21 protein-coding genes are annotated in these 19208 nt (G+C 63.8%); 9 read left to right on the top strand and 12 right to left on the bottom strand.

The window, feature by feature from the left end; genetic code table 11:
• Positions 1 to 659 precede the first annotated feature (659 nt).
• The 5 genes from gspD to gspG are packed head-to-tail and all read right to left on the bottom strand — an operon-like array spanning position 660 to position 5856.
• Complete coding sequence (gene gspD, locus AO064_RS27770; protein WP_064055255.1) at positions 660 to 2969, bottom strand: type II secretion system secretin GspD; 2310 nt, start codon at positions 2967 to 2969, stop codon at positions 660 to 662.
• Positions 2966 to 3478, bottom strand: coding sequence for a type II secretion system protein GspM (gene gspM / locus AO064_RS27765; RefSeq protein WP_064055254.1), 513 nt, complete (start codon positions 3476 to 3478; stop codon positions 2966 to 2968). Before gspM ends, gspD begins: the two co-directional genes overlap by 4 nt.
• Positions 3471 to 4532 (bottom strand): type II secretion system protein GspL, encoded by a 1062-nt coding sequence (gspL, locus tag AO064_RS27760; protein ID WP_064055253.1) that lies wholly within the window; start codon positions 4530 to 4532, stop codon positions 3471 to 3473. The genes gspM and gspL overlap by 8 nt, the downstream gene beginning before the upstream one ends.
• A complete protein-coding gene (gene gspK / locus AO064_RS27755) occupies positions 4529 to 5398 on the bottom strand; it encodes a type II secretion system minor pseudopilin GspK (RefSeq protein WP_156521582.1) in 870 nt (289 codons plus the stop codon). Before gspK ends, gspL begins: the two co-directional genes overlap by 4 nt.
• 8 nt (positions 5399 to 5406) lie before the next feature.
• Complete coding sequence (gspG, locus tag AO064_RS27750; RefSeq protein ID WP_012723641.1) at positions 5407 to 5856, bottom strand: type II secretion system major pseudopilin GspG; 450 nt, start codon at positions 5854 to 5856, stop codon at positions 5407 to 5409.
• Positions 5857 to 6004: 148 nt separating this feature from the next.
• On the opposite strand from gspG, the gene gspI reads away from it, so the two are divergent.
• Positions 6005 to 6370, top strand: a complete 366-nt coding sequence (gene gspI, locus AO064_RS27745) for a type II secretion system minor pseudopilin GspI (protein ID WP_064055252.1) — start codon at positions 6005 to 6007, stop codon at positions 6368 to 6370.
• On the opposite strand, the gene AO064_RS27740 is transcribed toward gspI, so the two are convergent.
• Positions 6357 to 6788 carry a type II secretion system protein N gene (locus AO064_RS27740; RefSeq protein WP_012723639.1) on the bottom strand — a complete coding sequence of 144 codons (432 nt, stop codon included), beginning with the start codon at positions 6786 to 6788 and terminating at the stop codon, positions 6357 to 6359. The genes gspI and AO064_RS27740 overlap by 14 nt on opposite strands.
• 93 nt (positions 6789 to 6881) lie before the next feature.
• Between AO064_RS27740 and gspH the strand changes: the two genes are divergently transcribed.
• Both gspH and AO064_RS27730 read left to right on the top strand, forming a co-directional pair.
• Positions 6882 to 7334 (top strand): type II secretion system minor pseudopilin GspH, encoded by a 453-nt coding sequence (gene gspH / locus AO064_RS27735; protein ID WP_012723638.1) that lies wholly within the window; start codon positions 6882 to 6884, stop codon positions 7332 to 7334.
• Positions 7331 to 7927 (top strand): prepilin-type N-terminal cleavage/methylation domain-containing protein, encoded by a 597-nt coding sequence (locus AO064_RS27730; RefSeq protein WP_046036214.1) that lies wholly within the window; start codon positions 7331 to 7333, stop codon positions 7925 to 7927. The genes gspH and AO064_RS27730 overlap by 4 nt, the downstream gene beginning before the upstream one ends.
• Before the next feature lies 1 nt (position 7928).
• Here the strand turns inward: AO064_RS27730 and AO064_RS27725 are convergent, their stop codons facing one another.
• The 3 genes from AO064_RS27725 to AO064_RS27715 are packed head-to-tail and all read right to left on the bottom strand — an operon-like array spanning position 7929 to position 10094.
• Positions 7929 to 8855: a FecR family protein gene (locus AO064_RS27725; RefSeq protein ID WP_064055251.1), complete on the bottom strand. Its 927-nt coding sequence runs from the start codon at positions 8853 to 8855 to the stop codon at positions 7929 to 7931.
• 37 nt (positions 8856 to 8892) lie between these two features.
• Positions 8893 to 9438: an RNA polymerase sigma factor gene (locus tag AO064_RS27720; RefSeq protein WP_046036215.1), complete on the bottom strand. Its 546-nt coding sequence runs from the start codon at positions 9436 to 9438 to the stop codon at positions 8893 to 8895.
• Positions 9435 to 10094 carry a secretin and TonB N-terminal domain-containing protein gene (locus AO064_RS27715; RefSeq protein WP_236381965.1) on the bottom strand — a complete coding sequence of 220 codons (660 nt, stop codon included), beginning with the start codon at positions 10092 to 10094 and terminating at the stop codon, positions 9435 to 9437. Before AO064_RS27715 ends, AO064_RS27720 begins: the two co-directional genes overlap by 4 nt.
• A gap of 202 nt (positions 10095 to 10296) precedes the next feature.
• On the opposite strand from AO064_RS27715, the gene AO064_RS27710 reads away from it, so the two are divergent.
• Entirely contained in the window at positions 10297 to 10596 is a 300-nt protein-coding gene (locus AO064_RS27710) for a hypothetical protein (protein ID WP_064055250.1), read from the top strand.
• Positions 10597 to 10762: 166 nt separating this feature from the next.
• Here the strand turns inward: AO064_RS27710 and AO064_RS27705 are convergent, their stop codons facing one another.
• The gene (locus AO064_RS27705; RefSeq protein WP_064055249.1) at positions 10763 to 11830 is read right to left on the bottom strand and encodes an NAD(P)-dependent alcohol dehydrogenase; all 1068 of its coding nucleotides are present in this window, start codon (positions 11828 to 11830) and stop codon (positions 10763 to 10765) included.
• Positions 11831 to 11976: 146 nt separating this feature from the next.
• On the opposite strand from AO064_RS27705, the gene AO064_RS27700 reads away from it, so the two are divergent.
• From AO064_RS27700 to AO064_RS27690, 3 genes are all read left to right on the top strand, one after another.
• Complete coding sequence (locus AO064_RS27700) at positions 11977 to 12873, top strand: VOC family protein (protein ID WP_064055248.1); 897 nt, start codon at positions 11977 to 11979, stop codon at positions 12871 to 12873.
• Positions 12870 to 14261 carry an alginate export family protein gene (locus AO064_RS27695; protein WP_064055247.1) on the top strand — a complete coding sequence of 464 codons (1392 nt, stop codon included), beginning with the start codon at positions 12870 to 12872 and terminating at the stop codon, positions 14259 to 14261. The genes AO064_RS27700 and AO064_RS27695 overlap by 4 nt, the downstream gene beginning before the upstream one ends.
• Positions 14262 to 14349: 88 nt before the next feature.
• Positions 14350 to 15168 carry an alpha/beta fold hydrolase gene (locus AO064_RS27690; protein ID WP_046036221.1) on the top strand — a complete coding sequence of 273 codons (819 nt, stop codon included), beginning with the start codon at positions 14350 to 14352 and terminating at the stop codon, positions 15166 to 15168.
• Between the two features lie 55 nt (positions 15169 to 15223).
• On the opposite strand, the gene AO064_RS27685 is transcribed toward AO064_RS27690, so the two are convergent.
• The gene (locus AO064_RS27685; RefSeq protein ID WP_064055246.1) at positions 15224 to 15610 is read right to left on the bottom strand and encodes a DoxX family protein; all 387 of its coding nucleotides are present in this window, start codon (positions 15608 to 15610) and stop codon (positions 15224 to 15226) included.
• A gap of 77 nt (positions 15611 to 15687) precedes the next feature.
• On the bottom strand, positions 15688 to 16563 hold the full coding sequence (locus AO064_RS27680) for a LysR family transcriptional regulator (protein WP_064055245.1): 876 nt from the start codon (positions 16561 to 16563) through the stop codon (positions 15688 to 15690).
• Positions 16564 to 16675: 112 nt separating this feature from the next.
• On the opposite strand from AO064_RS27680, the gene AO064_RS27675 reads away from it, so the two are divergent.
• Together AO064_RS27675 and AO064_RS27670 are read left to right on the top strand one after the other, a co-directional pair.
• A complete protein-coding gene (locus AO064_RS27675) occupies positions 16676 to 17908 on the top strand; it encodes a YbfB/YjiJ family MFS transporter (protein ID WP_064055244.1) in 1233 nt (410 codons plus the stop codon).
• Positions 17905 to 18903, top strand: coding sequence for an NAD(P)H-quinone oxidoreductase (locus tag AO064_RS27670; RefSeq protein ID WP_064055243.1), 999 nt, complete (start codon positions 17905 to 17907; stop codon positions 18901 to 18903). Before AO064_RS27675 ends, AO064_RS27670 begins: the two co-directional genes overlap by 4 nt.
• Positions 18904 to 19208 lie beyond the last annotated feature (305 nt).

Here is a 19208-nt window from a genome sequence, read left to right as displayed (position 1 = left end):
ATTTGGGGGGCCGCCGCCACGCGCCATCCATGGCGCGGGGCGGCTAAACCGGCATCCCTGCCGGTTTACCCCCCAAATCCCTGCCGAATTCCGGCCAGCGTGTTTGACGGGGCGCCTAAGATCAAAAGCAAAAGCAAGAGCACAGCGGCCTGACAGCCGGCTTGAGTGGTGTGGAGCAAAGGCAAAGGCAAACGCGGCGGCCTTAAGGCCGACCAGTATTGAGAGCCGATCTCGGTTCAAATGTGGGAGCTGGCTTGCCTGCGATGGCATCAACTGGATATCCCTGATGTACCGAGTCGCCTGCATCGCAGGCAAGCCAGCGCCTACACCCATCTGCTTTTGATCCAACCACTCAAGCCGGCTGTCAGGCCGCTGTGCTTTTGCTTTTGATCTTAGGCGCCCCGTAAAACCACGCTGGCCGAACGCAGGCTTGAATCCGTGGGTAACCCGGCAGGACGCCGGGTTAGCCGCCCCGCGCCATGGATGGCGCGTGGCGGCGGCCCACGGATTCAAGCCGGAGTGAGGGCACACCGAGCCCAGGCGAGGTGCCGAGTGGTGGGGCGAGGACCTTTTGGTTACTTTTGGGTCCTTCCAAAAGTGACCCGCTGTAAGAGCGGAACCATAGGTGGCCGTTACCGCAGCAACGGATATGTACTCAATCACCGCTGCGCCCCCCCAGAAACCGGCACCGCCCTGATCACCGCCCGCGGCGCACCCGGAATCGCCTTCTCCACCGAAGGCAACTGCGGCGCCTGCACATCCGGCATCGCCCAACTATGTTCCGGCTGCAGCCCCCCCTGCGCCCTGCGCATAAACTCATACCGGTTCAAGGTAATACTGCGCCCCGCCCCACTGTCCCGAATAATATACGGCCGCAAAAACACCATCAGGTTGGTCTTGTTCACACTGCGCTTCTCATTACGAAACAACGCCCCCAACCCCGGAATATCCGACAACCACGGCACCGCATCATTACTCTGGCTATACCCATCCTGCAGCAACCCGCCGAGCACCATGATCTGCCCGTCATCCAACAAAATACTGGTATCGATCGCCCGCTTGTTGGTCACCGTGCCCGCGTCCACCGACGCCCGTGTATCCACGGTGCTGACCTCCTGGTAGATATCCAGCTTCACCGTGCCCCCTTCGGAAATCTGCGGCCGCACATTCAGCTTGAGCCCCACTTCTTCACGCTGCACCGTCTGGAACGGGTTGTTGCTGGTCCCCCCGCCACCGGTCACATAGCTGCCGGTGACAAACGGAATGGTCTGGCCGACGAAAATGCTCGCCGCTTCGTTGTCCAGGGTCAGCAGGTTCGGCGTCGACAGCACGTTGGTGCCGCCCTTGCTCTTCAGCGCCCGGGCCAACACTTTGAGGTCGAGTACCTTGCCGATACCGGGAATATCCACCGTGCCGTTGACCAGCCCTACGTTCAGGCCCTTGGGCAACACGTCGATGCTGGTCTTGCTGGTCGGCGTGCTGTTCACGCCGCTACCGCCCAGGTTGACCCCGCCAAAACCGCCCTTGCCGGCGAGGTTGCCGGCCTGCCATTGCACGCCGAATTCGGTGGCATCGTCTTCGCCGACTTCCACGATCAGGCTTTCGATCACCACCTGGGCGCGGCGTTGGTCGAGCATGTCGATCACTTCGCGCAGGTTGCGGTACAGCGGGTCCGGCGCGGAAATCAGCAGGGTGTTGGTGGTGGCGTCCGCCTGGATGGTCACGCCGCCGGCGCTGAACGCGGTGTCTTGGTTCTCAGTGGAGGTGCCGCTGGTGCTGGGAGTCGAACCGGTGGTTTGCCCATACCCCGACTGCACACCACTGCCAGTCGGCGTGCCGCTGCTGTTTTGCGCATTGCTGGTGCCTTGGGTGTTCTTGCCATTACCGCCCATGGCGCTGAGCTTGCCACGCGCGTCGTCGCTGACGCCGGAATCGCTTTCCCCGGTGAGCAATCCGCGCAGCGACTGGGCCAACTTGCTCGCCTGGGCGTTGCGCAGGTACACCACGTGCATATTGCTGGGGTTGCTCTGCGCGTTGTCGAGCTTGTAGATCAGGTTGCGCGCCAGTTCCGTGCGTTCCGGGCTGCCGGAACGGATGATGATCGAGTTGGAGCGTGGGTCGCCGATCACGTTGATCTTTTGGGTCTGGTCGGCACCCTGGGTTTCCAGCAGCTCCGAGACCATGGCGGCGATGTCCACGGCGATGCCGTTCTGGACCATCACCACGTCGGTGTCGATGGCGCTGGGGGTGTCGATGCCGCTGATGATCTGTGCCACCCGCGCAAGGTTTTCCGCGTAGTCGGTGATGACGATGCTGTTGTTGCCGGGGTAGGCATTGATCGGGTTGTTCGGCGACACGATGGGGCGCAGCACCGGGATCAGGTTCACCGCGTTTTCATATTGCAGGCGAAAGGTGCGGGTCTGCATGCCGCTGCTACCGGCGCTGTAGATCGGCCCGCCGAGCAACTTGGCATCGGCTTCGGGCACGACCTGGGCGACACCGCCCACATCGACCACGCTGAAGCCCTGCATGCGCAGCGCCGCCAACAGCATGTCGTAGGCCTGGTGCGCCGGCACCTGGCCTTCGCTGACCAGGGTGAGGTTGCCCTTTACACGCGGGTCCACCAGGAACTGCTGGCCGGTGGCGCGGGACAGTGCGCGGACCACCGCCTGGATGTCTGCGTCGACGAAATTGAGTTGCACCGGTTGGTCACCCAGCGGGTTGCGCGCCTTCACGGCCGCCGGGGCGTGGCCACGGGCGCTGTTGGTCACGCGGTGCTGTACGGGCGGCTTGGGTGCGAGGTCGCGCTGGCGGTCCAACACGTTCTCGCCGCTGCGCTGGGTGTCCGCCAATGGTTGACCGAGTTCGCTGTCCACCAGCAACGGCGTGGTTGACGGGTTGCTGCACGCACTCAACGCCAGCACCAGTAAAGGCGCGACCCTACGAAAAGAGGTGACTGACCACTTCATGAAGCTTCCTTAGCGCCAAGCGCCTGATCCATGCGAACGGTCCCGGACACAGTGCCGGCCGAGTTATCGACGGTATCGAGGGCGCGCTGCAAACGCGCCTCAGACACCTCCAAGGAAAACGAACGGGCATTGCCCAACAGCCAGCCCACCACCGCATCCGCCGGGGCGTTTTCGAAGGTCAGGCGCCAACCGCCGGATTCCAGTGCCTGCAATTGGTAATGGCCTTGCAGACCGGCGCCATCCAGGGCTTGGCGCAGTGCGGTGTCGTCGCCTGACCTGGGCGCGGCGACATCCTGCAACAGCACTTGCAAGGCTTCGGCCTGGGCGCGCAGCTTGGGGGTTTCGGCCTGCCAGTAATCGATCTTCTTCAGCGCGGGCTGCACCAGTACGAGCCAGGTCAGCAGGCTCGCCAGGACCAGGCCGGCCCCACCGAGCAGGCGCTTTTCGCGCAGGGCCAGGCCGTTCCAGAACACCTGGGCCTGGCTGCGCAGCCGCTGGACTTTATTCATCACCGGCCCCTGCGGGTTGTTCTGCGGCCTGCGCCGGGGCAAGGGTCCAGCCATGCTCATCGCGGCTGGCGGTAAAACCGGCCTGGGCCAACGCTGCCTGCCATTCACCTTCGGCCTTTGGGTTGCGACTGTCGGCGAGTAATTCAACGTGCAGGCGCCCCTGCTCAAAGCTCAGGTTGTCGACGCTGCCCACCATGAAGGGCAGGTTATTACCCGCCAGTTGCACCAGGCTGGCGAAGCGTTGCCCTGGGTCGGCCGCCGCGCCGGTCTGGCGGGCGGCCAATTGCTGACGCGCCTGTTGCAACGGGTTGAGCACCACCGGCAATTCGGGAAAGGCCTGGCGCACCTGCTGGCTCATCGATGCCTTGAGTCGCTGGCCTTCCTCCACCTGGCGGGCCGCGTAAAGGTTGAGGCCGACGGTCCAGATGGCCGTGGCCAGCGCCACACAGGCCAGCGCCCTGCCCCATCCGCCGGTCGAGAGTTGGTTGAGGCGACCGTGCAATCCCCAAGCCGGCACCGGCCCGCTCCAACGCTGCGTGGCCTCCACCAGCGGCACATCCAGCGCCTGCAACCCCAACGGGTGCACCGCGCCTTGTTGCAGGCTGTCACGCGTCAACAGATAGCCTTCGTCCAACGCCGCCGCGCCCACCGGCAAGGCATAGGGCGCCGGGTACAGGCCGCGCAGCTTGAGTGGCAGTTGCGCCAGCCGCGCCAACCCGGCCTTGGACACCCAGGCCACCTGCACGCCCCCATCGCTGTCACGCGGGCCGTGGGCCACCTGCATCTGGTCCACCGGGCCGAGTATCAGCGCCTGCGCGGCACAGGCCACGGCGGCAGCGGTTTTAGCCGCCGGTAATGGCGGCAGATCCAGGCGGGTCAGCAGACTGTCCTGGGGGTGCAGGAAGCAGTCCACTGCCTGGCGGGACTTACCCAACTGCGCGAGGTGTTCATAGCCCTCTTCAACGACCACGCCACGCTCCAGCCAGGCAAACCTGACCTGGCTTTCAGCGGTCAATTGATCCAGCGGCGGCAAGCCGATGCGCAAGCGTTTCATACGCCCACCCGCGACCAGATCACTCGTGGCTGACGGTCTTCGGGCCGATGCAGCAACGCGTCGATCGTGACCCGGCGCTGCTCACGCCGGGCCTGGCCCTGCAGGCGAAACCACTCACTGGTAATACCGACCTGCACCGAATCCATCACCACCTGGGGTAAATGCAGGCGGTTGACGAAGTCTCCACGGTTGATAAACCACTGCCCGCTGTCACGCTCTGCCACCAGCCCATGGGCCTGGGACAGGCTGAGCTGCGGCACCACCGCGCTGAGCACTTCGGCGCTGGCGGTGTTGCCGTTGACCCAAGTAGGCCCGGGCAACACGCTGATGTACGCCTGCATGCGCTGCAACACGAGAGGGTCGAGGCCTTCGAGGCCACTCAAGTCATCCAGGCTGCGCAGCATCGGGTATTTGACCGGGGGGAGATAAGAGGCGATCACTCGCTGGCTGACGCGGCGACTCACCGCCGGGTCGACGCCGATCAACTGGCACAGCCGCTCGAAACTCTGCAACTGCTCGCTGTCCACCTGCTGGCGATTGACCAAATTGCGCAGGTTGAACTTGCCTTGCTCGTCCTCAATCCGCCCCTCGAACGCGCCGCCTAGGGCACGGGCCCAGGGTTGATCAAGGCGCGTCAGCACCTCCTTTTGGCGCGCGTCCCAGAGCATCTGCCGGCTGCGTTCCAGGCCGCCTTGCAACAGCCACTGGCCCTGGATGCGCAGTTGCTCGGCCTCCAGGCTGCGGGTGAACACGGTCTGGCGCGTGAGCATGGCGCCGGCCAGAACCGCCACCACCGCCGCGATCAGCAAGGCGCTGATAATCGCCATGCCGCGCTGCTTCGCCGCTGGGGGCGAATACCCTTTCATGACGGGCCTTACAACTGCCAGGAGCCGATATCGGCATTGACGCCATCGCCATCCGGTTGGCCGTCGGCACCGAGGGAGAACACATCGACCTCACCGTTGGCGCCCGGGTTGAGGTAGTGATAAGGGTGGCCCCAGGGGTCGTTGGGCAAGCGTTCCAGGTAGGCGCGCCAATTACTGTTCTTCGCATCCGCCGGGCGCTCCACCAGCACTTTCAAGCCCTGGTTCATGCTCGGATAGGTGCCGTGGTCCAGGCGATAGAGTTTCAACGCCTGCATCAGCCCGCCGATGTCCTGCTTGGCCGCCGTGGCCCGCGCCTGGTCCGGACGGTCGAGAACCTTGGGCACCACCATGGCGGCCAGGATCCCGAGGATGACCACCACCACCATGATCTCGATCAGCGTGAAGCCACGCTGGCCGCGAGGGCCCGGCAATGGGGATGTTGGGCGCGCGATATCCATCTCGACATTCCTTGGCTTGAGTGCAATTCGTGGCGCAGTGTTGCAAGAACACATGTCAGTCGTATTGAAAATCCTCGGGAGTTTCGGTCGCCAATCGGTCAACTGCCGGCGCTAGTCTGCGGGCCTGTTTCCCGGCTTTGAGAGCGCCATGTACGGCCGTCGCAACGCGCAAGGTTTTACCCTGATCGAAGTGCTGGTGGCGCTGGCGATTATCGCCGTGGCCATGGCCGCCGCGGTGCGCGTGGCCGGGCTGATGACCCAGAGCAACGGCTTGCTGCGGGACAAGTCGATCGCGTTGCTGGCGGCGCAGAGTCGCCTGGCGGAACTGCGCCTGGAGGGACACTTGCGCAGCGGCAAGCGCACCTTCGTGTATGACCAAGGCCGCTTGAAGCTGCGTTGCGAGCAGACCATCAACGCCGATGGCCGCCTGTTTCAGGTCAACCTGCAGGTGCTCGACGCCAGCCGCGAAGCGCCGCCCCTGGCGCGCCTGGACACCCAGGTCATGGCCGAGTGAGCAGCGGCAGCGCGGGGCCCTGCGGCAGCTTGTCGAGGTTGACGCGCAGCTTCTCGCCACCGCGTTCGATCTCCACACCGTCGCCTTCGATGGCCGTCAGCCGCACGCCGGGGCTGAGCCGCTCACCCAACAGAAAGCTGCGCGGCGGGCCGTCATTCAGACTGAGGATCGCCACTGCGCCTCGGGCCCCCGCCAGCACGCCCGTGACCTTGACCTGCAACGCCGTCGGCGCATTCGAAAACCATTGCAGCGCCGGGTTATCGCTGCGCGCCGCCAACGCCTGGGGCGTGGCTTGCGGGGTGTGGGATTCGGCGCGGGTGAGCAGCAGCGGCGTCCATACCGCCACGCCAGCCAAGGCAGCCAATACGCCCAGCGCCTGCACGCCGTGGGCCAGGGTGATACGAGGGGCAAATGTCATGGGGAGGACCTCCTGTTTGTCCGTCGCACCAGCCTACAGGTCAATTCGCACGCTTTTATTTCACACACTCCCCAGTGTTCCAGGAAGCACGCGATGAAACAGCAAGGCTTCACCCTGATCGAGCTGATGGTGGTGCTGGTGATCATCGGCATCGCCAGCGCCGCCATCAGCCTCACGATCAAACCCGACCCGCTGCACCTGCTGCGCAAGGACGCCGAACGCCTGAGCCAACTGCTGCAAGTCGCCCAGGCCGAAGCCCACGCCGACGGCCGCCCCATCACCTGGCGCGCCGACGCCAAGGGCTTTCGCTTCAACCGCCGCAGCGATGATGGCGCGAGCGTGGAATCCTTCCAAGGCGACAGCCAACTGCGCCCGCGCCTATGGGAAAGCACACCGATGCAAATCAACATCGAACCCCGGCAAACCCTGGTGCTTAATGCCGAATGGATCAATCCACCGCTGCGCGTGGTGCTGTCCGACGGGCAACACAGCCTCAGCCTGCAACGCGACGCCGCCGGCTTGATGCGCGTGGTGAGCCAGCCATGAACCGATCCCAGCACGGCTTCACCCTGATCGAAGTGATGGTGGCGATCATGCTCATGGCGGTGGTCAGCCTGATCGCCTGGCGCGGGCTGGACAGCGTCACCCGTGCGGATCAGCACTTGCAGGCGAGTACCGAGCAGACCGAGGTGTTGCTGAGAGCGTTGAACCAGATGCAGCGGGATATCAGCCTGCGGGCCAGTGTTGAACTGACAGCCCCAGACGCGCCGCAAGACACAGGCTTGGCCGCAATCACGGTGCGCAGTTCCGACAGCAAAGGCTTCCGTCTCGACGTGATTCGCAGCGCCCCGGTGGCAGGCGATGGCCTGCAACGGGTGCGCTGGTGGCTCAAGGGCGACGCCCTGTATCGCGCCGCCGCGCCGACACGGGACCGCTACCCGTTGCCGGCAGCGAAGGATGGGCTGGTGGTGTTGACCGGCGTGAGTGACCTGCAGGTGCGAGTGTGGGAGCCGGATAAGGGCTGGCGGCAGTTAAGCGGGAATCGGCGCGAGGATCCGTTGGGATTGGAAATCAGCCTGGTGCGGCAGACGCCGCAGGGGGTCGAAACGTATAGGCAGGTGGTGGGGCCGTTGAAGTGAGTCAGCTCAACAACACCACCCCACCCGGCAACTCCGTGCACTTGGCCCCATAGGCATCCCGGATCAACAACGCCACGCCCGCCAGCTGCTGCAAACTGAACCGCGCCTGCACCCGGCGCTGGCCCAGTTGTTTATTCAGCAACACCAGCATCCCCGGCCGATACCGGTTGATCTCATCCACCACCGTCGCCAGCGTGGCGTTGTTGAACACCAGCACCTGTTCGCGCCAGGCCAGCACCGCCTGGGTGTCCACGCTTGTCACGTCGCTGATTCCGGCGGCGCCGTAGGTCAATTGTCGACCTTGGTCCAAACGCACACTGCGCCCGGCGATATCCACCGAGAGCGAACCCTGGATACAGGTGATACACACGTTGTGATCGGTGTTGCGCACATTGAACCGCGCCTGCGCCGCACTCACCCAGCCCTCGCCAGCCTGGACCTTGAGCGGTTGGGCAACGTGGGCGAACACCTCGACTTCACCTTCGAGCAATTCAATGCCCTGCCCGACCCGGCTGATGCGGGTCTGGGTATTGAGTTCCAAGCTAACCCCCTCGCTCAACACCACTTGGCGCTGTTCGCCGACTTCGGTGCGATAGTCCGCCGTGAGCCCGGCAAAGCCGCCTGGTACGCCGACGCGCACCATCACCACGGCCGCCGAAGCGGCGAGCGCACCGCCGAGGAAAGCACGCCGGCCAAAGCTGCGCGGTTGCGACACGTGATCGAGCGCCGGTGCCACTTGCTGCCACAGCGTCTTGGCCTGTTCGAATGCTTGGGCATGCGCGGGGCTCTGCGCGCACCACGCCTTGAGGGCCTTGGCATCGGCCACGGTGGCGCGGCCCGAGGTCAGCAAGACCAGCCAGTCGCGGGCTTCATCGTGCAGGGGGCTGGCGGCGGACTGCCGGGCGGTGGAGAAGCTAAAAATATTCAAGCGCGCACGTACTCACGGTTTTATCAGGGACTCGACACTAAGACGGTTTTCCGGCACCGGGACCGAACCGCTGAATCACTTTTCTTTCCAGGCGCTTGGCACAATGGCCCAGGGCGGCCTTGATTTCTTTCTCGACCATGCGCGTGGAGATGCCGAAACGCTGCGAAATTTCCAGGTGCGGCGCCTCTTCCAGGCGGGCGGCGATCAGGATTTTGCGGCGGCGTGCCGGCAACTCGTAAAGGGCTTTGACCAGGGATTGGATTTCTTTCTGGCCGCCTACCACCCGCGAGGGGTCCTGGGCTTCGTCGGCGCTTTGCAACAATTCTTCGACCTCGCTGCCGGTGAGCAAGCGCGCGTCGGCCTGGCGGCGGTCGGCGGCGATGTTCAGGGCCATGCGGTAGAGGTAGGCATTGGGCTGTTGCAGGTTCGGCGGCACCTCCATGCGGTCGACCCGCAGGTAGGTTTCATGCAGCACGTCGTTGGCCAGGTCCTCCGAGCCCAGGCGCTTGCGCAAACGCACCTTGAAGTCTTCGTAGGAGGCCAGGAACAAGCTGACCATGGTGCTGTGCCCGGAGTTTTTCATCCGCCCGAGGCTCCTTTCGCTACTGTGCATTCCATGCGCGTTCCTGTGGTGTCAGGCATCAAAAGTAAAGTCACAGGTTGGCGCAGTGAGCTGGGTGCGGGGCGTTCGACCCGTGTTGTTGCCAGGCTGCGTACCAGTGCTTCATCGCGTTGTTCATCGCCGGTGGAGCTGACCAACCGGCTGTGTGCAATCACCCCGTCCGGGTTGACCCATACTTGCACCAGCGCACGAAAACCGCCGGGCCGGGTCAGCGGCGAACGGCACAGGCTGGTCTCGATGGCGTGCTGCAATGCCGTCGCATAGCTGGTGTTGATCCGCGCTATATGCCGTGCCGCCGTCCCCTGGGTCGGGGGTGGCGGGCTGACATCGGGCAGCTGCAAGGTAAATGCATCGCTGCGTGCATAACGTGCCATCAGGCCACTCCCTGTCAGCAACATTGCCAGTGCTTCTTGCGCCGTAAAGCGCCCGCGCACCGCGATGGAGCGCCGGCCCCGCGTCAACTCGCGGTCCACCAGCACGGCCATCCCGGTGGCGCGGCTATACGCTTGCAGTGCGTGTTCCAGGTCTTGCGCCGCAAGGTTCAACGACAGCAGCGGAGCCTCGGCCTGCGCGGCGCGACCACCGAGCAGCAGCAACAGCAAGACCAGGGCGCACACGGCGCGCCGCCAGCCCCCCTGTCCACCCCCTGCTCTGCATCGCTGCACGGCCGACGCGCCCTAGAAAACCGTCATCCTGAGGCCAGTTTATGAACCTGATGTTACGGTGATAGCAAAAAAAACATCACGGTGACGAGCAGCCAGCTGCACTAGACTCTCAAGCCTTACTGGCCCACTCCTGCGGGCCCGCCAGGAGGCTCCGATGAAAGTGTTAGCGTCCCTTGCCAGCCTGTTGCTGTGCACTGCCCTGCCCTTGATCGCCCATGCCGACACTTGCGCAGAGGTCACGGTGGATGGCTACAAGGCGCCCGACTATGGCTGCCTCAGCCAACAGATGGGCAGTGAAACGAATGCGACAACAGCGACGCAAAAAAACCGCGAGGCGCAGCACATTGCCATCGAAAAGCGCCTGCCCAATAAAGTCGGTCTCGCCACGCCGGCGGCGACCAGCGTGCGGATGGGCAACACCTTCGGTACGTCGGTGAAACCGCAGCGGCCTTAAGCCGTCAGGCAGATAGCCTCTCTCGGTCTGCAGTGCGCCCATAAAAATTGTGGGAGGAGGCTTGCTCCCGATGGCGGTGGGTCAGTCACAGACGTTCTGACCGGAACACCGCTATCGGGAGCAAGCCCCCTCCCACAGGGTTCTACAGGGGTTTATCGCGTGCGTTTCAAGCCGCGTGGCTTTCCTTTTTCAAGCTGTCCATATCGATCACGAACCGATACTTCACATCGCCCTTGAGCATGCGCTCATAGGCCTCGTTGATGCCCTGGATATCGATCATCTCGATGTCGGAGACAATCCCGTGCTTGGCGCAGAAGTCCAGCATGTCCTGGGTCTCCTGGATCCCACCGATCAGCGAACCGGCCAGGCTGCGGCGCTTGAAGATCAGGTTGAACACGGTCGGCGACGGGTGCGGGCTGTCGGGGGCGCCGACCAGGGTCATGGTGCCGTCGCGCTTGAGCAGGTTGAGGAAGGCGTCAAGGTCGTGCGGCGCGGCGACGGTGTTGAGGATGAAGTCCAGGCTGTTGGCGACCTTGGCCATTTCGTCCGGGTTCTTCGACACCACCACTTGGTCGGCGCCCAGGCGCAGGCCGTCTTCGCGCTTGTTCGGCGAGGTGGTGAACAACGTGACGTGCGCGCCCATGGCGTGGGCGATCTTCACCGCCATATGCCCCAGCCCACCGAGGCCCACCACACCGACCTTCTTGCCGGGGCCGACCTTCCAGTGATGCAGTGGCGAGTAAGTGGTGATGCCCGCGCACAGCAACGGCGCGACAGCGGCCAGGTTGGAATCGTCGTGGGAGATGCGCAGCACGAACTTCTCCTTGACCACGATGCTGTCCGAGTAGCCGCCAAAGGTGTTTTCACCCCCGAACACCGGACCGTTGTAGGTGCCGGTAAAGCCGTTCTCGCAGTATTGCTCCTCGCCCTCGGCGCACGACGCGCAGTGCTGGCAGCTGTCGACCATGCAGCCGACACCCGCCAAGTCGCCGACCTTGAAGGTCGTCACATTGCCCCCGACCGCCGTCACGCGGCCGACAATTTCATGGCCCGGCACAGAGGGATAAAGGGTGTTCTTCCACTCGTTGCGCGCGGTGTGCAGGTCGGAGTGGCACACGCCGCAATAGAGAATGTCGATCTGTACGTCATCCGCCCCCGGCGCGCGGCGCTCGAAGGTAAAGGGCTTGAGGGCATCCTTGGCGTTCTGGGCGGCGTAGCTGTAAGTCTTGGCCATTTCGTTCACCTGTGTGATCTGACGGTAGAAGTCAGTGGACCAGCATAGACGCTGAACCGTTCAACCGAGCACGTCTGTACAATTTCCTTCGCCTCTGTGCCCCTAACCTCACGGCTTCAATCGCGTAGAAGTGCTGGAGAGTGGGCATGCGTAGCAAAGCAATCAAGGTATCTGTGGCATTGACGCTGCTGGCGAGCGCAATGATGGGCAATGCCTTCGCGGCAACCCCGAGCGTGGCCGTGGCCCCGCAATACGACACCAGCCACGTCTATGTGGCGCCGGCCGATGTCGACCGTTTCGCCCAGAGTTTCCTGGCCACTTTCGGCGGTAAAAGCACCGCCCAGGTGGTGGTGAATGTGCTGCCGGTGCCCAGCAGCACCACCTCGCAATTGCTGCAGACGCCGGCGGGCACGGTGTCGCTGTTTGGTTTCACCACGCCGATCCCGCACCCGTTCGGCCAGGAGCGTAACGGTTACTTGGTCAAGGACATGGACGTCGCCCTCAAGGCCGCGCGGGAAAACGGCGCGGCGGTGATCGTCAGCGACTTCCCCGACCCGATCGGCCGTGACGCGGTGGTGCAGTGGCCAGGCGGTGTGAACATGCAACTCTACTGGCACACCAAGACCCCGGATTACGCAGCGTTCCAGACCGTGCCGGAAAACCGCGTGTACCTCAGCGCCGACCGGGCCGACCGCTTTATCAAGGCGTTCCTCGGCTTCTCCCACGGCAAAGTCCTGGCCGATGACAAACACGCGCCGGGCGTGGATATCGGTCAAGCCAACGGCAGCTATCGGCGTGTCGATATCGAGTCGCCGTTCGGGCGCATGGCGGTACTGGTCACCAACGGCCAACTGCCCTACCCGTTCGGCCACGAGACCACCGGCTATCAAGTGGCTGACCTGACGGCCACCCTGGGCAAAGCCACCGGTTCCGGCGCCACCGTGGTGGTGCCGGCCTTTGAGAGTAAAGGCCGTCGCAGTGCACTGGTGGAATTCCCCGGCGGCTATGTCGCGGAGATTCATCAACTCAACGCAGCAAAATGACGCGCCGCACAGGCTGGGGCCTGGCCGTGCTGTGGCCGCTGCTCGCCGGCAGCGTCCACGCCGATGAGCAAGCGACACGCCCGGCCATCAAGGCCAACCGCTGGCAGGAAGACTGGTCGGTGCTGCAGAACCCGGCGCTGCGCACGCAGCCACTGGACACCTTGAAGTACATCCCGTTGTCGAGTGCCGACCCGTTGACCTACCTGTCGCTCGGTGCGACGTTGCGCGAGCGCTTCGAGATGAACGACGCCAGTGGTTTCGGCGTGCGCGACGTGAAGCGTGACCGCTACCTGATCCAGCGTTTCCAGGTGCATGCCGACCTGCACCTGAACGAAAACTGGCGGGTATTCACCCAACTCGAAGACGTGCGCGCCTACGACAAAACCACGATTGGCGGCGCCGACCAGAACCGTGTCGACCTGCGCCTGGCCTTTGCCGAATACGTGAATACCTTCAGCAGCGGCACGCTGAAGGCCCGCGTCGGGCGCCAGGATTTCGCCTTCGATTTGCAGCGTTTCATCTCGTCGCGGGACGGCCCGAATGTGCGGCAGTCCTTCGATGCGATGTGGGCCGACTGGGAGACGTCCAACTGGCGTTTTATCGGGATTGCCAGCCAGCCGGTGCAGTACCAGGACGGGCGGCACTTCGACGACAAATCCAACAGCGATGCGCGCTTCCACATGCTGCGCGTGGAGCGGCTGGTGGGCGGCAAGAACGAACTGTCGGCCTACTACGGCGTGTATGAACGCAGCGCGGCGCATTACCTCGACGCGGACGGCGACGAGACCCGCCACCTGTTCGACGCCCGCCTGGGCGGCGCGGCCATGGGGTTTGACTGGGACGTCGAAGCGATGCTGCAAAGCGGCTCGGTGGGCAGCAAGGATATCCGCGCCTGGGCCGGTGGCAGCCGCACCGGCTACACCTTCGACAGCCTGGCCTGGAAACCGCGCCTGGGCCTGCAACTGGACATCGCCTCGGGCGACCGTAAAACCGGGGACGGCACCGTCGGCACGTTCAACCCGCTGTTCCCCAACGGCTATTACTTTTCCCTCGCGGGCTACACCGGCTACAGCAACTTGATTCACGTCAAGCCGTCGATCACCGTCAAGCCGATCGATAAGCTCAGCGTGCAAACCGCCATCGGCCTACTGTGGCGACAAACCACCAGCGATGCGGTGTACACCCAACCGAACCTGCCGGTCGCCGGAACCGCCGGCCAAGGTGAACGTTGGACGGGTGCCTACGGTCAGCTGCGTACTGACTATGTGTTTACGCCAAACCTCACCGGCGCCGTCGAAGCCGTGCATTACGCGGTCGGCCGAACCCTGCGCGATGCCGGCGGTGATGACAGCAATTACCTGGGCGTCGAGCTGAAATTCAGCTGGTAGCCCCAACCAAGCACACCGATACAAGCCCGGCGCACGCTTTGTACCCATAGTGACGCTGAGCCATTTTCCCGCTACCAAGGAGTTTTCCATGAGCACATTTGTTGCCAAAGACGGTACCCAGATCTACTTCAAGGACTGGGGCAGCGGTAAGCCCGTGCTGTTCAGCCACGGCTGGCCGCTGGATGCCGACATGTGGGAATACCAGATGGAATACCTGAGCAGCCGTGGCTTTCGCACCCTCGCGTTCGACCGCCGTGGCTTTGGCCGCTCGGACCAACCCTGGACCGGTAACGACTACGACACCTTCGCCGACGACATCGCGCAGTTGATCGAGCACCTGGACCTCAAGGACGTGACCCTGGTGGGCTTCTCCATGGGCGGCGGCGACGTCGCGCGCTACATCGCCCGCCACGGCAGCGCACGGGTTGCCGGCCTGGTGCTGCTGGGTGCGGTGACGCCGCTCTTCGGCCAGAAACCGGATTACCCGCAGGGCGTGCCGACTGAAGTGTTCGATGGCATCAAGGCTGGCCTGCTGAAGGATCGCGCGCAGTTCATCGCCGACTTCAATACGCCGTTCTTCGGCATCAACAAGGGCCAGACCGTCTCCGCAGGCGTGTTGACCCAGACCCTGCAGATCGCCTTGCAGGCGTCCCTGAAGTCGACCGTGGATTGCGTCACTGCATTCTCTGAAACCGACTTCCGCCCGGACATGGCCAAGATCGACGTGCCGACCCTGGTCATCCACGGCGATGGCGACCAGATCGTTCCGTTCGAAACCACCGGCAAAGTCGCCGCGGCCTCGATCAAGGGTGCCGAACTGAAAGTCTACAAGGATGCGCCACACGGGTTCGCCGTGACCCACGCGCAGCAGTTGAATGAAGACCTGCTGGCGTTCCTGAACCGCTGAAACGCCTGAACCACCCTCTCCTTATTTTGGCCGGGCTTGCCCGGCCTTTTTTTGCTCAGGAGAAACGCTGGCTCAAGACCAGGCGCCCTGGTCCAGCGATCAAGACGCTGGTGAAAATGATCAACAGCAGCCAGCCGAACTGCCCTTCGAACAACGTCCACTCCGGGTGCACCACCACCATGGCGATCAACAGCACCGCCAGGATCGGCAGGCACGCCAGGCGCACCAACACCCCGGCAATGATCAGCACCGGGCACAGCACTTCGGCGACTATTGCCAGCAGCAGCGTGACGTGGGCGCCCAAGTGAAACGGGTCCTCGATCAGTTTCAGTTGTTCGCTGTAATTCAATAACTTGGGCAAACCGTGTACCCACAGCAGGAACAGCGCCCCGCTGACCCGCAGAAACAACAGCCCCAAGTCCTGACTTTTCGATTCGTTCATACGTGCTCTCGGTGGGTGGACACAAACGTCGATTGTGTCGACCAAACCCTCCGCCTGCTTGCAAGCCTGTGCTGACCTCAGCCCCCGGTGCCGGCAAAGGCGGCGACGATTTCGTCGATCACCACGCGCACCCGCGCCGTGTGGCGCAGGTCGGCGTGGGTCACCAGCCACACGTCATACGGCAAGGGCCGCGTGCGCTCGGGCCACAGGCGCACCAGCCCGTCGCGCTCGCCGGTGTACACCGGGATCTCGCCGATGCCGATGCCGGCAGCGATGGAGCGGCGCACCAGCAGGCTGGAACTCAAGGCCGCGACGATGCGCCCGCGCCCCAGGGGTTCAGAGACCAAGGCCATGTCCTTCTGGCTTTGCAGGTAGGGCTGGTAGACGACCAAGTCATGCCCGTCGAACAGGCTGCCGGGCTCGGGCACGCCGTGGCGGTCGATGTAGCCCTGGGAGGCAAACAGCCCGACCGACCAACGGGCGATGCGCCGTGCGATCAGGTCGGGGTTATCGGGGCGGGTGTTGCGCACGGCGATATCGGCTTCACGCTTGGCCAGGCTGAGGATCTGCGTAGAGGCGTCCAACTGCACGCGCACGTCGGGGTGTTTGGCGTGCAGGCAGGCGATCGCGGGGATCAGGAAATCGATGGCCAGGGAGTCGGTGGTGCTGACCCGCACGGTGCCGGTCAAGCGCTCGTCCATGCCTTGGATCTGGCGCTCGAGGTCGAGGGCCGAGCGCTCCATTTTCTCCACCGAGAGCAAGGCTGCCTCGCCTACCGCCGTGAGCGCATACCCCTCGGACGTGCGCAGGAACAAGGTGGCGCTCAGGGACTTTTCCAGGGCGTTGACCCGCCGGCCCACCGTGGCCTGATCCACGCCCAGCACCCTTGCGGCACCGCGCAGCGTGGATTCGCGGCAGACCGCCAGGAACACCCGCGCATCATCCCAATTCATACCTGCCCCTTGTGATGCATATATGCATCGCTATGCCGTGTAATCGCAGCATTATTGCATCAACAAACCTGGATATGCTGGGCGCCAGAGAAAAATACCCAGGACCGCCATCATGCTCGACACCCCCTCTCCACCTCGCCGCTCAGTCTGGCTGCCGATCTTCGCCGGCCTCTGCGCCAGCCTGGTCAGCATCGGCCTGGCGCGGTTCGCCTATACGCCGTTGATCCCGACCTTGATCCAGGCGCAGTGGTTTTCCGCCAGCGACGTGGTCTACCTCGGTGCCGCCAACCTGGTGGGTTACCTGATCGGCGCGCTGATCGGTCGGCCCATCGCCCAGCGCACCTCCAACAAGACCGCCCTGCGCATCATGATGGTGGCGGTGACCTTGGCGTTCTTCGCCTGTGGCTTCCCACTGTCGGTGGTGTGGTTCTTTGCCTGGCGCCTGCTCTCGGGCATTGCCGGGGGCGCGATCATGGTGCTGGTAGCAGCGACCGTGCTGCCCCATGTGCCGGCGGCGCGTCGGGGCCTGGCCAGCGGTGCGATCTTCCTTGGCATCGGCCTGGGCATTGCCGGCTCCGGCACCCTCGTGCCGCCGCTGCTGAGCCTGGGGTTGCAGCAGACCTGGTTTGGCCTGGGCCTGTTGGCGCTGGTATTGACGGCAGCCAGTTGGTTCGCCTGGCCCACCGGTACGCTGCAGGAAGCCGCGGCCCCCGCGGACACCTCAGCGCGGACGCCTTCCGGCGTGTACCTGTTGTTTGCCCAGTACGCCTTCATGGCGGCGGGCCTGGTGCCAGCGATGGTGTTCCTGGTGGATTACGTGGCCCGTGGCCTGGGTGACGGCGCACACGTCGGCGCGATGATCTGGGTGATGTACGGCCTGGGCGCGATTGTGGGGCCGGTGACCTACGGTTTCCTCGCCGATAAACTCGGTGCACGCTTGAGTATCCGCGTGGTGCTGGTGGTGCAGGCGATTGCCGTCGGGTTGTTGCCATTCGCCGGCTCGTTCAGCGCCCTCGCGGTGCTGGCGGTGATCCTCGGCTCTTTCCCGCCGGGCATCGTGCCGCTGGCACTGGCGCGGGTGCATGAACTGCTGCCCAATCATCACCAGCAGCAAGTGGCCTGGAGCCGCGCTACCGTGTCCTTCGCGACGTTCCAGGCGCTGTCCGGTTTTGCCTACTCGGCGCTGTTCAACAGCAGCGGCGGCCAGCATGCGCTGTTGTTCATGATCGCCGCCGGGGCCATCGTGGTCGCGCTGGCCCTGGAACTGGGCATGATTATGCTGAACCGTCGACCGCTTGGTACGGTCCCAACCCATACGCTCATCGCTGCAGGTACTCTGAAATGACGCTTCCTCAAGAAATGACCCTGATCGAAATCACCACCCCCGGCGGGCCTGAAGTGCTGCAACCGCGCCGCGCCGAGGTGCCTGTCGCAGGCCCCGGCGAGATCCTGATCCGCGTGCATGCCGCCGGGGTCAACCGCCCTGACGCCCTGCAACGCGCCGGCAAGTACCCCATGAAACCCGGCTTCAGCCCGATCCCAGGATTGGAGGTGGCCGGTGAAGTCGTAGCGTTGGGCGATGGCGTGAGCGAATACCAGTTGGGCGACAGGGTTTGCGCCCTGACCAATGGCGGTGGCTACGCGCAGTTCTGCAGCGTACCGGCCAGCCAGGCCTTGCCGATCCCCGAGGGCATGGACTGGATCCAAGCCGCCGCTGTGCCGGAAACCTTCTTCACCGTCTGGGCCAACCTGTTTGGCCTTGGCGATGCGCACACCGGTCAGCGCGTGCTGATCCATGGCGGCACCAGCGGTATCGGCACCACCGCGCTGATGCTGTGCCGCGAGTTCGGCATCCAGGCCTTCGCCACCGCCGGCAGCGCCGACAAATGCGCAGCCATTGCCACCTTGGGCGCTGAACCGATCAATTACCGCGAGCAGGATTTTGCCGAGGTCATCGCCCAGAAGACCGATGACCAGGGCGTGAATGTGATCCTTGACATCATGGGCGCCTCCTACCTCAACAACAACCTCAAGGCCCTGGCCATGGACGGTCACCTAGTGATGCTGGGCTTTCTCGGCGGTGGCAAGGCCAATGATGTCGACCTGCTGAGCATTCTCGCCAAACGCGCGGTGATTACCGGATCACTTCTGCGAGCACGCAGCAAAGACGAAAAAGCCGCCATCGCTGAACAGTTGCGCGAGTACATTTGGCCGGTGCTGGCCGCCGGGCGTTGCTTGCCGATCATTGACAAGGTGTACGCCTACACCGACGCGGCCCAGGCTCATGCGCGGATGGAGGGTGGGGATCATATTGGCAAGATTGTGTTGCGGGTGGAGTAATGCAGGGAGCGGGCTTGAACTGGCCTAATGATTTTGGACACTTCAATCGGGGTACGGCGCTGGACCTGTGGCGAGGGAGCTTGCTCCCGCTGGCGGCCTGACAGCTGACCTGGATGTTGGATCAGACCGGGTACATATCCGTTATTTAGGTAACGGCCGCTATGGGTTCCGCTTTTACAGCGGCTCACTTTTGAAAAGCGCAAAAGTAAGCAAAACGCTCTTGCCGGTATGACTCACCCACATGGGTTACAAATCAGTTCACGCACATAGGTAACAGTTTTTAACTAGCAGGGTCGATTTCGCGA

The organism is Pseudomonas marginalis, from assembly GCF_001645105.1.
Classification (GTDB): Bacteria; Pseudomonadota; Gammaproteobacteria; order Pseudomonadales; family Pseudomonadaceae; genus Aquipseudomonas; species Aquipseudomonas petroselini.
The sequence above is the reverse complement of the archived record's forward strand: the minus strand, read 5'-3'. Positions and strand labels throughout refer to the sequence as shown.

What these genes read in the sequence shown, in the direction of transcription:
- gspD (WP_064055255.1), bottom strand. Translation starts at nt 2,969, where the DNA reads ATGAAGTGGTCAGTCACCTCTTTTCGTAGGGTCGCGCCTTTACTGGTG.
- gspM (WP_064055254.1), bottom strand. Translation starts at nt 3,478, where the DNA reads ATGAATAAAGTCCAGCGGCTGCGCAGCCAGGCCCAGGTGTTCTGGAAC.
- gspL (WP_064055253.1), bottom strand. Translation starts at nt 4,532, where the DNA reads ATGAAACGCTTGCGCATCGGCTTGCCGCCGCTGGATCAATTGACCGCT.
- gspK (WP_156521582.1), bottom strand. Translation starts at nt 5,398, where the DNA reads ATGAAAGGGTATTCGCCCCCAGCGGCGAAGCAGCGCGGCATGGCGATT.
- gspG (WP_012723641.1), bottom strand. Translation starts at nt 5,856, where the DNA reads ATGGATATCGCGCGCCCAACATCCCCATTGCCGGGCCCTCGCGGCCAG.
- gspI (WP_064055252.1), top strand. Translation starts at nt 6,005, where the DNA reads ATGTACGGCCGTCGCAACGCGCAAGGTTTTACCCTGATCGAAGTGCTG.
- AO064_RS27740 (WP_012723639.1), bottom strand. Translation starts at nt 6,788, where the DNA reads ATGACATTTGCCCCTCGTATCACCCTGGCCCACGGCGTGCAGGCGCTG.
- gspH (WP_012723638.1), top strand. Translation starts at nt 6,882, where the DNA reads ATGAAACAGCAAGGCTTCACCCTGATCGAGCTGATGGTGGTGCTGGTG.
- AO064_RS27730 (WP_046036214.1), top strand. Translation starts at nt 7,331, where the DNA reads ATGAACCGATCCCAGCACGGCTTCACCCTGATCGAAGTGATGGTGGCG.
- AO064_RS27720 (WP_046036215.1), bottom strand. Translation starts at nt 9,438, where the DNA reads ATGAAAAACTCCGGGCACAGCACCATGGTCAGCTTGTTCCTGGCCTCC.
- AO064_RS27710 (WP_064055250.1), top strand. Translation starts at nt 10,297, where the DNA reads ATGAAAGTGTTAGCGTCCCTTGCCAGCCTGTTGCTGTGCACTGCCCTG.
- AO064_RS27705 (WP_064055249.1), bottom strand. Translation starts at nt 11,830, where the DNA reads ATGGCCAAGACTTACAGCTACGCCGCCCAGAACGCCAAGGATGCCCTC.
- AO064_RS27700 (WP_064055248.1), top strand. Translation starts at nt 11,977, where the DNA reads ATGCGTAGCAAAGCAATCAAGGTATCTGTGGCATTGACGCTGCTGGCG.
- AO064_RS27695 (WP_064055247.1), top strand. Translation starts at nt 12,870, where the DNA reads ATGACGCGCCGCACAGGCTGGGGCCTGGCCGTGCTGTGGCCGCTGCTC.
- AO064_RS27690 (WP_046036221.1), top strand. Translation starts at nt 14,350, where the DNA reads ATGAGCACATTTGTTGCCAAAGACGGTACCCAGATCTACTTCAAGGAC.
- AO064_RS27685 (WP_064055246.1), bottom strand. Translation starts at nt 15,610, where the DNA reads ATGAACGAATCGAAAAGTCAGGACTTGGGGCTGTTGTTTCTGCGGGTC.
- AO064_RS27680 (WP_064055245.1), bottom strand. Translation starts at nt 16,563, where the DNA reads ATGAATTGGGATGATGCGCGGGTGTTCCTGGCGGTCTGCCGCGAATCC.
- AO064_RS27675 (WP_064055244.1), top strand. Translation starts at nt 16,676, where the DNA reads ATGCTCGACACCCCCTCTCCACCTCGCCGCTCAGTCTGGCTGCCGATC.
- AO064_RS27670 (WP_064055243.1), top strand. Translation starts at nt 17,905, where the DNA reads ATGACGCTTCCTCAAGAAATGACCCTGATCGAAATCACCACCCCCGGC.